Source organism: Rhodococcus sp. ACPA1, assembly GCF_002300195.1.
GTDB lineage: Bacteria > Actinomycetota > Actinomycetes > Mycobacteriales > Mycobacteriaceae > Rhodococcus_F > Rhodococcus_F opacus.
The window spans coordinates 1212993-1227151 of sequence record NZ_NSDX01000003.1 but is presented as its reverse complement, the minus strand read 5'-3'; the positions used below and the strand labels follow the sequence as shown (position 1 = coordinate 1227151).

Sequence of the window (14159 nt, the reverse complement as noted above, 5' to 3'; positions counted from 1 at the left end):
TCAGAACTCGTAGGTGGCGGGCGCGGACGCCTCGCTCGTGTCGGTGGACTGCGAAATCGCCTCGGCCTGCGCCGCCACGGTGACGAGGTCGAACAGCTGGCCCACCCGCAGAGCCCCGGGCCAGCGTTCGTCGAGACGACGTTGCAGTTCCACGACGCGATGCGAGTTGCCGCCGACGTCGAAGAACCCGTCTTCGGGACCGAAGTCGTCGTGCCCCAGCACGGCCGCCCAGTGCTCGGCGACCGACCGTTGCAGCGTCGTCCAGCGTTGCCGCGACTCGCCGGGCGCAGGCGCTGCCTCGGAGACGAGTGCGCGCAGCGCGTTCTCGTCCACCTCGCCGTCCGCCGTCCGCGGGACGGCACCGAGTGCGACGAATCGCGTGGGAACCGATCGGGCGTCGAGCCGCCCGGCGCTGAACTCCCGCAGGTCGTCCGCCATCGGTAGCACGGCCGCCGCGGCTGCCGGGACCCAGAAGGCGGTGACACCCGTCGCGCTCGTGAGGACCACCGCTTCGCGGACCGCCGGATGACTCGCCACGACGTCCGTGACCGACCGCGCCGGACGCCCGGTGGCGCCTACGCTCAGCAGTCGTCCGGACCGGTTCCACCGTGCGAGCGCGCCGGTCCGGACCATCCGGGAGCCCGGGACGCCGAACGGATTCGCCACGAACGTCGCGGCCGCCGCCCTTGCCGAGGTGTGGTGCTCCCGCGTATCGGCCACGTACACCGCACCGGTCACGCCTTCGGGGGTGAGCTGCAACCGGGGATCGAGCACGACGGTCTCGGCCGCCGCGCTCCATTCGCGAATCCGGGTGCGCTCGTCCGGGGCCAGCACGTCGACGTCTCCGACGGCGACTGTCGGATCCGCGACGAACGCAGCGAGGATCCGGGTGAACCGATCGGCCAGGGCCTGCACGGTCGCCGCATCGAAGAGGTCGGTGGCGTAGGTGAATCCCGCCGTCATCCCTTCCGGTGTTCCGGCCTCGTCGTACCGCTCGCGCACCGTCAGCTGCAGGTCGAAGAGCGACACCTCGACATCGGGTTCGAGAACTTCGGCCTCCAGGTGCGGGAGGGCGAGATCGGGATGTTCGGTGTTCCGGAACTCGAGCAACACTTGGAACAGGGGTGAATGCGACTGGGACCGAGGCGGGTTCAGCGCCTCCACCACCCGCTCGAACGGCACGTCCGCGTGGGCGTAGGCCGCGAGGTCGGTCTCGCGGACCCGGGCGAGCAGATCGTCGAAAGTCCCCGACACGTCGGTCCGCAGCACGAGCGTGTTGACGAACATTCCCACCACGTCGTCGAGGACGGCCTCGCCGCGGCCGGCGATCGGCGACCCGATCACCACGTCGCCGGTACCGCCCGAGCGGGCCAGCAACACGGCGAGGGCCGTGTGCACGACCATGAACACGGTGCACCGGCGGGTCCGCGCCAACGCCACCGCGTCCCGGTGCAGGTCGGCGCCGATCCCGAACGTCACCCGGTCGCCGGTGGCCGATCGCCTCGGCGGACGGTCACGGTCCGCAGGCAACGCGCTCACCGCGGGCGCGTCGGCGAGGGCGGATCGCCAGTAGTCCAGTTGCCGCGACAGCAGGGAGTCCGCGTCGTCCTCCGAGCCGAGGAGTTCCCGCTGCCACACGGTGTAGTCGGGGTACTGCACCGGCAGCGGCTCCCATCCCGGCGCGCAGCCCTCGGACCGCGCGGTGTAGGCCGTCATCACGTCGCGGGCGAGCGGAACCATCGAGAACCCGTCGGCCGCGATGTGGTGCACCACGACGACGAGGGTGTGCTCCCGGTCGCCGAGTTCGAACAGCCTGGCCCGCATCGGGACTTCGGTGGCGACGTCGAAACCCGCGGACACGAGTTCCGAGATCTGTTCGCGTACCGGATCGTCGGACGTCGACACGGTGAGCTGCGCGACGTGGCCCGCACCGACGATCACCTGGGTGGGTCCCGAATCGCCGTACGGGTACCGGGTGCGGAGCGATTCGTGCCGGTCCACCACGTCGGCGAGGGCGGCGGCCAGTGCGTCGGCGTCGAGGTCACCCGACAGCCGGACGATCATCGCGACGTTGTACGCGGGCGAGGACGGGTCGAACTGATTGAGGAGCCACATCCGGTGCTGCGCCCACGACAGCGGCACCGGGTCGGGGCGCCGGGGCACTGCGATCGCAGGCCGGGCCTCGCCGCCCGCGGTCTCGCGCGCGATCCGTGTCGCGAGCGCCCGCACGGTCGGGGTCTCGAACACGTCCCGCACACCGACGTCCGTGCCGAGCGCGGAGTTGATCCGCGCAACCACCTGCGTCGCGGTCAGCGAGTTGCCTCCGGCCGCGAAGAAGTCGTCGTCGGCTCCGACGACGCCGGTCCCGAGTACCTCGGCGAACACGTCGGCCACCGCGGATTCGAACGGGGTGGCGGGGGCACGGAAGATGCGGGGTGCGAATTCGGGCTCCGGCAGTGCGTGCCGGTCGACCTTGCCGTTGGCGCCCAGCGGCAGTCGGTCGAGGACCGTCACCGAGGCAGGCACCATGAACGGCGCGAGGACGGATCCGGCGAACTGCATCACCTCGCTCGTGTCGAGGTCTGCGCCGTCCTCTGCCGTGACGTATCCGGCGAGGACCGCCTCGGCAGCGGGCGTGTGGCGGACCACGACCACCGCCTGCGCGACACCGGGGCAGCGGGTGAGCGCCGCCTCCACCTCCCCCGGCTCGACCCGCTGGCCGCGCAGTTTGACCTGGAAATCGTTGCGGCCCAAATATTCCAGCCGACCGTCCTTCGTCCAGCGCATCAGGTCGCCGGTGCGGTACATGCGTGATCCCGGGTGGTCGAACGGGTTCGCCACGAACGAGGCGGCGGTCACTCCCGCCCGCCGGTGGTAGCCACGCGCCAGACCTTCGCCCAGCACGTACAGCTCACCCACCACACCGACCGGCACGGGACGCAACCACTCGTCGAGGACGAGTTCGCGGACACCGCGCATCGGGTGGCCGATCCGCACGGGGTCGCCGGGTGTCATCGGGTCGCCGATGTTCGACATCACCGTCGTCTCGGTCGGACCGTAGCCGACGAGCAGGGTGCGCCCGGACGCCCAGCGGGCCAGCAACTCCGGCGGGCAGCGTTCGCCGCCGACGACGAGCGTGCGGAGCAGCCGCAGACCTCGCGGGTCGATCGTGGCCAGGACCGCGGGGGTGGCGAACGCGTGCGTGATCCTCTCCGCCGCCAGCAGTTCCGTCAGTGCGGCGCCGCCGTAGACGTGCGGCGCCGCGATCACCAGTCGCGCACCGGCGCCGAACGCCGCGAGGTATTCGAGCATCGTCGCGTCGAACCCGGGCGACGCGAGATTCAGGACACGCGAGGCATTCGTCGTCGCGTACCGGGTGCGCTGATCGATCGTGAAGTTCTGCAATCCCGCATGGGGGATCACGACGCCCTTCGGTGCCCCCGTCGATCCGGACGTGTACATCAGATACGCCGGATGGCCCGGTCTCAGCGGCACGACCCGGTCGTCGTCGGTGATCGGACGGGACTCCCATCGCCGCGTCGGGCCCGGATAATCGAGGAGCAGCCACTCCACGCCGTCCGGCATCCGGTCGCGCTGTTCGGCGACCGTGAGTCCCGCCACCGCCCCGCAGTCGGCGAGGATGTCGGCGATCCTCCCCGGCGGCAGACTCGGATCCACCGGGACGAACGACGCACCCGACTTCGCCACCGCCCACACCGACACCACCAGTTCCACGGATCGGACGAGCCCGATCGCCACGTGATCCTCCGGTCCGATTCCGCGGCGGATCAACACCCAGGCCAGGCGGTTCGACCAGTCGTCGAGTTCGCGATACGACATCACCGCGTTGCCGTACGACAGCGCGACGGCGTGCGGGTCCCGGGCGGCCGCGGCGGAGAGGATCTCCGGTAGCAGCCGGGTCGTGCCGGTGGGCCGCCCGCGCACCGGGACGAGTGCCTCGCGCTCGCCGGGGGACAGCAGATCGAATCGGGCCAGGGGAACGTCCGGGTCGGCGACCACCGCCTCGAGGAACCGTACGTATCGTTCGGCGAACTTGCGGACGGTCGCGGCGTCGAAGATATCGGTGGCATAGGTGAATCCCGCGCTGATCCCGGCCGGCGACCCGTCCTCTCCGAATCGTTCGGCCAGGGTCAGCTGCAGGTCGAAGGTGGAGACGGAGACGCCGAGGTCGATCTCCGCCACCTCCAGTTCCGGCAGGCTCGGAGTGGGCCGCACGACGTCCTGGAATTCGAACAGCACCTGGAACAACGGCGCGTGGGCCGTGGTGCGCGGGAGAGCGAGCGCCTCGACCACCCGCTCGAACGGCACCTCCGCGTGCGCGAACGCCTCCAGGTCGCGGTCCCGCACGGCGGTGAGCAGCGCGGTGAACGACTCGGCGCCGTGGACGGGGGTGCGCAGTGCCAGGGTGTTGACGAACATCCCCACCACGTCGTCGAGGACGGCCTCACCGCGTCCCGCCACCGCGGATCCGATCACCACGTCGGTGGTGCTTCCCAAGCGGGACACCAGGACCGCGAATGCCGCGTGCGTCACCATGAACACGGTCGCATCGTGTTCGCGTGCAAGGGCGACCACCTTCCGGTGCAGGCGGTCCCCGATGTCGAACGACTCCCGCTCGCCGGCGAGCGACCGGTGTTCGGGACGTGCGCGATCCATCGGCAGGTCCGTCACGACCGGCGCGTCGGCGAGCGCGGAACGCCAGTACCCGAGCTGGCGGGACATCAGGGAGCCGGGATCGTCCTCCGATCCGAGCAGCGCCCGCTGCCAGATGCTGTAGTCGGCGTACTGCACCGGAAGCGGCACCCAGGCCGGCGCGTGGCCCCGCGCCCGGGCGGTGTACGCGGACGTGATGTCCCGGGCGAGCGGGCCCAGCGACAGCGCGTCCGCCGCGATGTGATGGACCACCAGGGCGAGGGCGTGATCTCGCGGACCGACCTCGAACAGGTGCGCCCGCAACGGAACCTGCGCGGTCACCTCGAAGCCCGCGGACAGCGCCGCCGCGAGCCGGTCCCGGAGGTCGCTCTCCCCCGACACCGTGACCGCGCGGAGACGGGGCACCGCCTCCGCCGCCGGGATCACCGACTGCACGGGCGTGTCGCCCCGCATCGGGAAGATCGTCCGCAACGCCTCGTGCCGGTCCACGACGTCCGTCAGCGCCGTGTGCAGCGCCGCGACGTCGAGGTGGCCGCGCAATCGGAAGGCCGCCGCGATGTTGTAGGCGGGCGACGTCGTGTCGAACTGGTCGAGGAACCACATCCGCGTCTGCGCGAGGGACACCGGCGCCGCCGCGGAACGGTCCATCGCCACCAGCGGCGGCCGGTCCGCCGATGCCGCTCGGCTCACCCGTGCCGCCAGCGACCGCACCGTCCGCGCCTCGAAGACGTCACGCACTCCCACACCCGCACCGAGCACACCGTGAATCCGCGCCACGACCTTCGCCGCGATCAGCGAGTTGCCGCCGAGCGCGAAGAAGTCGTCGTCGACCCCGACCGCGGGCACGCCGAGCAGCGCGGCGAAGATGACGGTGAGCGACTCCTCGACGGGAGTGCCCGGCGCCGCGAATTCGGCGCGGGAAGCCGTGACGGGCGCCGGAAGTGCCGCCCGGTTCAGTTTCCCGTTGACGGTGAGCGGGAGCCGCTCGAGGATCGTCACCGAGGCCGGGACCATGTACGACGGCAGAGCGGTTCCGGCGAATTCCAGCACGGCCTCCGTGTCGACGGTCGCACCCGGCTCGGGCACCACGTACGCCGCCGGAGCCGGGCCGGTCACCGGATCCTCGTGCAGGGTCACCACTGCCTGCGCGACCCCGTCGCACCGGCCCAGCACCCATTCCACTTCGCCGAGTTCCACCCGGAATCCGCGGATCTCGACCTGGAGGTCGTCGCGTCCGAGGTAGTCGAGACTCCCGTCGCGTCGCCACCGCACGACGTCCCCGGTCCGGTACATCCGGGCGCCCGACGCATCCGCGACGAAGCGGGACGCCGTGAGCCCGGCGCGGCCCAGGTAGCCGCGCGCGACCTGCGGTCCCGCCACGTACAGTTCGCCGGCCACACCGACCGGCACCGGATGCAGCCGCGCGTCCAGCACCGACACCCGGAATCCGGGGATCGGCCGCCCTACCTTGCTCGTCCACGCGGCGGCGGCGAGCCCGCGACCGAGCGGGAGGTGCGTGACGTGCACCGTCGTCTCGGTGATGCCGTACATGTTCACGAGCACGGGCGCGTCCTCGCCGTGGCGTGAGTACCAGCGTTCGAGCTGCCCGAAGTCGAGCGCCTCGCCGCCGAGCACGACGTAGCGCAGCGGCGGCGGGCCGGCGCCGTCCTCCGTGTCGTTGGCCTCGATCAGCTGCGAGAACGCCGTCGGCGTCTGGCTCAGCACCGTCACCTGTTCGCGGCGCAGCAGCGCGAGGAACGCGGCGGGCGACCGGGTGGTGTCGAAGTCGACGACGACGAGCGTCCCGCCGTGCAGCAGCGCGCCCCACAACTCCCAGACCGAGAAGTCGAATGCCGGGGAGTGGAACATCGTCCACACGTCGGTGTCCCCGAACCGGAACAGGTCCCGGGTGCTCGTGAAGAGCGAGACCACGTTGCGGTGCGACACCGCGACGCCCTTCGGCCGTCCCGTCGATCCCGACGTGTAGACGACGTAGGCCGACGAGTCCGGATCGACCGGTGCCCGTTCCGCGTCGGTCAGCGGGTCCGCGGAGCTGCCGCCGAGATCCGTGTCCGTCGAATCGAGGAGCAGGACGGGAATGTCCGATGCCGGCAGCGACTGTGCGGTGTCCCGGGTGGCCAGAGTGCACACCGGGTGGGCGTCGTCGAGGACGAGCGCCGAGCGCTCACCGGGATGGTCCGCGTCGATGGGGAGATAGGCGGCCCCGGCCTTGACGATCGCCACGAGTGCGACGACGAGCGCCGCCGATCGCGGCATCGCGACCGCGACCGACGACTCCGGACCCACGCCCCGCGCGAGCAGGTGCCGTGCAAGGCGGTTCGACCGGGTATCGAGGTCGCCGTAACTCATGCGCTCGCCGCCCGACACGACGGCGATGGCGTCAGGGCTCCGCGCCGCCCGGGCGGCGAACAGCGCACCGAGTGTCGTCTCGTCGGCGGCATCCGCCGGACGGGACGACCAGTCCTGCAGCAGAGCGCGTTCGGCCGATCCGACCAGGTCGATGTCGCCGATCACGACGGACGGATCCGCGGCGGCGGCCTCGGTGGTCCGCACGAACCGCCGAGCGATTCCCGCAACGGTGGCGGCGTCGAACAGGTCTGTCGCGTAGGCGAATCGGGCCGTCGTGCCCGACACCGTCACGCGCAGGTCGAGGTCGCCGAGTTCCGCTGCCTGGTCCGAGAATTCGAGCAGTACCTGAAAGAGCGGTGCGTGTGACGTGGACCGCGGTGGGTCGAGGATGTCCGCGATTCGCCGGGCGGGCACACCGCGGTGGGCGAAGGCCTCCGCGGCGGCGTCCCGCACGGTGCCGACGTACTCGCCGAAGCGGTCCGAGCCGCGCACGTGGGTCCGCAACACCACCGGGTCGGTTTCCGTCCCCGTGCCGATGACGACGTCGTCGGTCCGAGCCGATCGTGCCAGCACCAGCGCCAGCACCGCATGGATCACGGTGGCGGCGTCCGTGCGGTGTCCGGCGGCGAACGCTTCCAGGGTGCGCCGCAGATCCGGGTCGAGTGCGACATCGACGGCGGCGCTGCGGTGGGACGGCCGCGCGAGCCGCGGACGGTCGGTGGGCAGGTCCAGCACCGGGGGTGCGTCCGCCAATGTGCGCGTCCAGAAGGCGATCCGGGCCGTCTCCTCGTGGACGGTGCTGAGCGCGGCGTCCGCGTCGGCCGCGACGAAGTCGCCCAGCAGTTCCAGGAATTGCCGGTGATGTTCGCCGACCTCGTCGGCGTCGTACCGGTTGGGGTTGGCCAGGAAGTGGACGAAGGTCCGGACCGGTGTGCCGCTCCGGTACACGTTGACGAGCAGGTCCTCGACCGGCCCGGACGTGACGATGTGGTACTCGCCGACGAGCGGCCCCAGAGCGAGTTCCTGGTGGAAGAGCATCACGTTGACCATCGGTCCCGACAGCGTCTCCGTGGCACCGGCGCCCGCGTCGCGCCGGATGTCGCCGAGCCCGAAACGCTGGTGTCGCAGCGCGCCCATCAGGTCGAGTTGCACCCGCGCCACCAGCTGCCCCACCGTGTCCCCGGGACGGATCTGCACGGGAAGCGGCACGACGCCCGCCACCATTCCGCCGGACCGTCGCAGGGTCGCGGTGGTGCGTGCCGACACCGGGATCTTCACGAGCACGTCCCGGCGTCCCGTCGTCCTCGACAGGTAGCAGGCGAACGCGGCGATGATCTTCGCGGTCCCGTGGGCGCCGGCGTCGCCGAGCGCTCGCTCCGCCGCGTCCGGCAGGGGCGCGGTGACGTCGGTGCTCGTGGCGACCGCGGGCCCGGTCCGTCGGGCCAGGCTCGATCCGGGTCCGAGACCGCCGACCCGTTCGGCCCAGAACTGCCGGTCCGCGGCGAAGCGGGACGACGACCGGTACTGCTGATCGGCGTCGTACAGATGCCGGGGGTCCACGGCCTCGTTGGGCGGCAGTTCCCGGTCGAGCACCTCCGCGGTGTACCGGGCCGCGATGCGGTTGAGCATCGTCATCGCACCGTAACCGTCCAGGGCGACGTGGTGAATCTTGCTGTACCACAGGTAGTGCGCGTCACCGACGCGAAGAATCGACGATTCGACGAGGCGGTCGCGAGTCGGATCCAGCGGGGTCTCGCAGTCGGCGCGCATCCATCGGCGGGCGGCGTCCACCGGTTCGGCGTCCCCGCGGAAGTCCATCAGGCCGATCGACCGGTCCGTCGACGGGTCGACCAGTTGGAACGGCTGACCGTCCTTGTCGATCAACCGGAGGAAGGGCGATCCGAATTCGTCGGCGGTCGCGACGGTGGCCTCGCGCAGAAGGTCGACGTCCAGGTCGCCGTGCACCTCGACGTACTGGGCGATGCACAGCGGCACGTCGGGGGCCAGTTGCTGGGCCAGCCACGCCTCGTATTGGGCCGACGACAGCGGGAACGGTGCTTCCGCGCTGCCGGCGGCCTCGGTATGGTGCTCACGCAACGCCACCACCTCCGCCGGGCAGCAGGCGGCGTAACGCCGCCTCGTCCACCTTGCTGCTCGGTGCGAGCGGAAGGGCGCCGAGCGCGAGGAAGCGGTCGGGCACCGCCTGCGCGACGAGCCGCTCGGCGCAGTGCGCGATCAGGTCGCGCGGCGTGGGCAGTACGGTCGCTGCGGCCGCGGGCACCCAGAACGCGGTCAAGGCCGTCTCCCCGTGTTCGTCTGCGGTCGCGAGAACCACGGCCTGGTGTATCGCGGGGTGACCCTCCAGGACGGCCTCCACCGCGTGTCTCTCGACCCGGGCGCCACGCACTTTCACCTGTCCGTCGAACCGGCCGCAGAATTCGATGTCGCCGTGCGGATCGACGCGCGCGAGGTCACCCGTGTGATACATCCGGGCGCCCGGCCGCTCCGCGAAGGGGTCGGCGACGAAGCGGGCCGCGGTGACGGCCGGGCGGGACGCGTAGCCCTCGGAGATCTGCGGACCGCCGACGTACAGGTCCCCGACCGTTCCGTACGGCACCTCGACCAGTTTCGCGTCGAGGACGTAGGCCGTGCTCGCCCCCAATGGTCTGCCGATCGGCGCGATCGAGGCGGGCACGTCGCGCACCGGATGAGCCAGGCAGCTGACGGTCGTCTCGGTCGGACCGTACTCGTTGCTCAGCGGGACCCCGGGCAGCACCGCGCGATGCTGTTCGACGAGCGTGCCCGGAAGTGCCTCTCCCGCAAGCGTCACCAACCGCAGACGTTCGCGCAGCGGGGTGAGATGCGGCAGCAGCAGCCGGTAGAAGGACGGGGTCGCGACCAGGTGGGTGGCCTGCCACGTCCGGGCGAGCGCGGCGACCGCCTCGGCGTCCATCAGTGCGCGAGCGTCCGGGAGCACGCTGGTGCCGCCGGTGCACAACGCCCACAGCGTTTTCAGCAGGGAGCCGTCCCACGTGAGGCGGAACGCGGAGAATGTGACGAGGTCGCCGTCGTCGTAGTCATAATTGCGCCCGTCGACCATGTTCGCGAGGTTGGCGCGGCTCGCGACGACGGCCTTGGGGACGCCGGTCGACCCGGACGTGGTGATCACGTAGGCGGCGGTGCCCGCGGGCACGTCCTCGGGAAGATCGGCCGGTTCGGCGACGGGCGGGTGGTCGGCGTCCCGGTCGTGCAGTGCGGGAACACGTCCGCCCGCACTCCGGGCCAGGTCCCGGACCGACTCCGGCGGCGTCTTCGGATCGGTGGACCCGAAGACGATGGCACCGCAGTCGATGTCGCCGAGGAGTGCGCGGAGCTGAACCACCGGGTGTCCGGGTTCGATCACGCACCAGGCCGCACCCAGTCGCAGCGCGGCGATCATCCCGACCACCGTCTCGACGCTCTGCCGCTGGTGGATCAGCACCACCTGGCCCGGCCGCACGCCCAGGGCAGCGAGTTGCCGCGCCAGTGCCTCGCTCGCCGAGTCGAGTTCGCGGTACGTCAGCGACCGCTCGCCCACCACGATCGCGATCCGGCCGGGAACCCGCGCGCACTGGCGGAGAATCCCGGACATCACCCCACCGTTCGCGACCACGTCCGTCATGGCGCCACGTCTCCCGAGAGGACCGCGACGTGGTCGGCGTTCGGCGCCGCAGTACTGCGAACGTCATTGCACAGCAGCAGTATCCGATCGGGGTTCGGGTCGACGACGTCGAAGCCCGCGAATCGCAGGGTCACCAGCATGACCCGGTTGACGTCCGTCGGCACGAACTCGGCGAGCGCCCGCCTTCCGTGCGCGCGGGCCCGCTCGACGACGTGCCGGATCAGCGCCGTCCCGACCCCACGGGACATCACCCGGCACGACATCAGCAGCAGTTGCAGGACGGAATCGTCGCCACGGATCTCGGAGACCGCGAGACCGATCGTGCCGTACCCGCCGAATCGGTCGCCGAGCGACGCCACGAGCACCTCATGGTCGTCCGAGGCGCACAGCCGGCGCAGTTCGTCGATGCCGAAAGTCCGGCCCGTCGTGTTGAGTTGATGAGACCGGACGGTCAGTTCGTGGGCGCGTTCGAGGTCGTCCTCGGTCGCGCGGCGGACCGTCATGACCAGTTCGAGCGAGGCCAGGAACTCGGAGTTGGACCCGTGGAACTCCTGTTCGCTCACCTGACGGATCCGTTCGGCGCGGTACAGCGACCTCCGCTGCCTCGCCTCCTCGGTGACGGCGGGCGGAGTCAGCTCGGGAAGGTCGGGGAACGACGCGATCTGCTCGGCGGGATAACAGCGCACCGGGGGAAGCGCCTCGGACACCTCGGCCCGCTCGACGGGATCGTTGTCGACGAAGGCGATGGTGTCGAGACCCAGATTCAGTGTGTCCGCGATGCGGCGCACGGCTTCCGACTTCGGGCCCCAGCCGACGTCGACGGCGCAGAACAGTTCCTCGATCCCGTGCATGCGCAGGTGCGCGGCGGCGGGTTCGTATTCGCCGCGGCTCGCCACGGCGTGCAGGATGCCGCGACGGTCGAGCACGTCCAGGGCGCGGAGGGCGTCGGCTTTCGGCATGGGGGCGTCCTGTTCGAGGACGACACCGTCCCAGATGGTGTCGTCGAGATCCCAGACCACGCACTTGACCGTCTGCTCCATCGCGATCACTTCCCGTGCCCGGGTCGATCCGGCAGGCGTCGGAGCAGCGCGCTGCTCCACGCCGCGACCGGGCTGCTGTTCATGATCACGCAGTAGTCGCCGGGCGCCTGTGCGGACGCCGCGTGCTCGAGGTTCGCCGCGACGTCGACGGATCCGAGGTGGCCGAACCGGGCCAGGTTGTCGCGGCAGACCGGATCGATGGTGACGTCGAGTGCCTCCTGCCAGAACGTGAACGCGCCGAGCGACAGGTTCTGCATGAGGAACACGCCGATGGCGTCCTGCTGCAGCCCGTTCCGGGCCAGCAGGTCCGCGTTGATCTCCGTGAACCGCTTCCGGCTCTCGACCGCGAGGCGGAACGAGTACGTGGGTTCGTCGGCGCATTCCTCGACCCAGTCGGCTTCGCGGACGTCGCGGTAGTCGATGTGGAACAGGTCGGCGTATTTCCCGTCGCTGCGGATCATCTGGTCGACGAGTTCGTAGCGCCCGGTCCCCGACGTCGTCAGCAGGACCGCGGCGGCGCCGTCGCCCAGGAGCGTCATCGGCGACCGGTACCGCGACCGGGTCGGTGTCTTCGCCGCCGCGACGACGAGGACGTTCTGGCAACGGGAGTCGCCGCGGAGCAACGCCGACGCGAGCGCGAACGCCCCCGAGACCGACACGCACCCGAGGTCACCCACACTGGTGGTGAACGCCTGGGTCGCGCCGAGCCGGTGCTGCAGCCGCGTCGCCTCGGACGCGAGCAGATACTGCGGAACCCGGCCCTGGACGAGCAGCAGCGCATCGAGCTGAGTGGCGTCGAGGCCCGCCGTCCGGAGCACCTCGTCCGCCGCGGCGTGTGCCAGATCCACCTCGGAGAGCCCGATTCCGATCCGCACCGTGTCGATGCCCAGTGACAATGCGTGCTCACGCTGAGCGATCGGCAGTTCGTCGAGCTCGGGCAGGCCCGCCACGGTCACCTCGTCGTCCGGGAACCAGAGCGCGACCGAATCGATCGTGACCGGTCGGTCGGCCGTCATCGCGCACCTCCCCCGAGCACGTAGTCACCGATCTGCAGTTCGGCGACCTCCGTCGCGCCCTCGATGATCTGCATGACCTTGGCGTCGCGGAAGAAGCGACCCACCCGGCTGCCGGGGGCGCACCCCGCGGCCCCGAGCACCTGGACCGCCTGCTGGCTCACCGACGCGGCGACGCGGGAAGCGGCGTACTTCGCGGCGATCGTCGTGAACAGCGCGCTCGGCTCGTGGGCATCGCGTTGTTCGGCGGCCCGTTCGCACAGCGCCCGAGCCCCCGCGGCATCGACCCAGCTGCGACCGATGATCGCGCGGACCGAGTCGTGCTCGGACAGCACGGCGCTGCCCTGCACCCGGGTGGACGCGTGTGCGGCGGCGTCGGCGAGACACCCACGCGCCATCCCGGCGCACCCCCAGGCGATGGTGTACCGGCCGTGGTCCAGGGCGGTGCCGACGACGTGGGACAGTCCGAATCCCGGCGGTGCGATCAGGTGGTCGGCGGGGACGACGACGCCGTCCAACGCGATGTGCGCGATCCGGGCGCCGCGCATACCCAGCTGCCCGTGGATCGGTTCGACGGACACTCCGGGTGCGTCCGTTTCGACCAGCGCCGTCGTCAGCCCGGCCTGCGAGCGGCCGAGGACGAGCAGTACATCCGCGACCTCGCCGAACGTGACCCACAGTTTCCGTCCGGAGATCCGGTGATCCGAGCCGTGCGCCTCGAAACTGGTAGTCACAGAGGAGAGGTCGCTGCCGGCTTCGGATTCGGTGGCGGCGAATCCGGCGAGGAGTTCACCGGTCGCCAGGGCCGGCACCCACTGCGCCCGCTGTTCGGCGGTGCCCCACCGATCGAGGGCGGCGTTCACCATCCCCTGCACGGTCAGCAGCGAGCGCAACGACGTGCAGACCGCCCCGAGTCTTTCTGCGACCGAGCCGAGTTCGGCCGCGTTCAGGCCGAGTCCCCGGCAGTCCGTCGTCCGGTCCAGCCCGAGGACTCCCGCCCGCGCGGCGGCCTCGATGACATCGACCGGCAGTCCGGTCTCGTCCCAGGTGCCGGCGTCCGTCTCGGCGGAGGCGACGAGTGTGTCGATACCGATCACGGCGCCGCCCCGTCCGTCGCACGAAGCTGCTCGCCCCGCTTTCTCCGAATGAAGCCCGCTACCCGCGCTGCGGTACGGAAGTTGTCGAGATCGAGATCCTCCACCTCGACCACGACGTCGTGGGAGCCTTCGATGTACGTGACGATCTCCAGGGCCCGCAACGAACTCACCAATCCCAGGGTGAAGTAGTCGTCGTCGGGGCCGAGTTCCGTCGACGTGATCGAGCTCAGGTACTGCCGTAGCTGCTCGACCAGCTCGTCACGGGACTCGGGCACAGGGGCATTTGCTGTGTCCATGGGCCTGG

Annotated in this window: 6 protein-coding genes; all 6 read right to left on the bottom strand. The window is 70.9% G+C overall.

Annotation, left to right across the window (positions count from 1 at the left end):
* The 6 genes from CJ177_RS16195 to CJ177_RS16170 are packed head-to-tail and all read right to left on the bottom strand — an operon-like array spanning nucleotide 1 to nucleotide 14151.
* Nucleotides 1-9147, bottom strand: a complete 9147-nt coding sequence (locus CJ177_RS16195; RefSeq protein WP_095868247.1) for a non-ribosomal peptide synthetase — start codon at nucleotides 9145-9147, stop codon at nucleotides 1-3.
* On the bottom strand, nucleotides 9134-10705 hold the full coding sequence (locus tag CJ177_RS16190; RefSeq protein ID WP_095868120.1) for an amino acid adenylation domain-containing protein: 1572 nt from the start codon (nucleotides 10703-10705) through the stop codon (nucleotides 9134-9136). Before CJ177_RS16190 ends, CJ177_RS16195 begins: the two co-directional genes overlap by 14 nt.
* Nucleotides 10702-11754 carry an HAD family hydrolase gene (locus CJ177_RS16185; RefSeq protein ID WP_095868119.1) on the bottom strand — a complete coding sequence of 351 codons (1053 nt, stop codon included), beginning with the start codon at nucleotides 11752-11754 and terminating at the stop codon, nucleotides 10702-10704. The genes CJ177_RS16190 and CJ177_RS16185 overlap by 4 nt, the downstream gene beginning before the upstream one ends.
* Nucleotides 11751-12761, bottom strand: coding sequence for a 3-oxoacyl-ACP synthase (locus CJ177_RS16180; protein WP_095868118.1), 1011 nt, complete (start codon nucleotides 12759-12761; stop codon nucleotides 11751-11753). The genes CJ177_RS16185 and CJ177_RS16180 overlap by 4 nt, the downstream gene beginning before the upstream one ends.
* Nucleotides 12758-13855, bottom strand: a complete 1098-nt coding sequence (locus CJ177_RS16175) for an acyl-CoA dehydrogenase family protein (protein ID WP_095868117.1) — start codon at nucleotides 13853-13855, stop codon at nucleotides 12758-12760. The genes CJ177_RS16180 and CJ177_RS16175 overlap by 4 nt, the downstream gene beginning before the upstream one ends.
* On the bottom strand, nucleotides 13852-14151 hold the full coding sequence (locus tag CJ177_RS16170; protein ID WP_005251675.1) for an acyl carrier protein: 300 nt from the start codon (nucleotides 14149-14151) through the stop codon (nucleotides 13852-13854). Before CJ177_RS16170 ends, CJ177_RS16175 begins: the two co-directional genes overlap by 4 nt.
* Nucleotides 14152-14159 lie beyond the last annotated feature (8 nt).

Bases quoted from the DNA above. Each gene is read 5' to 3' on its own strand.
- CJ177_RS16170 (WP_005251675.1), bottom strand. From the start codon at position 14,151: ATGGACACAGCAAATGCCCCTGTGCCCGAGTCCCGTGACGAGCTGGTC.
- CJ177_RS16190 (WP_095868120.1), bottom strand. From the start codon at position 10,705: ATGACGGACGTGGTCGCGAACGGTGGGGTGATGTCCGGGATTCTCCGC.
- CJ177_RS16180 (WP_095868118.1), bottom strand. From the start codon at position 12,761: ATGACGGCCGACCGACCGGTCACGATCGATTCGGTCGCGCTCTGGTTC.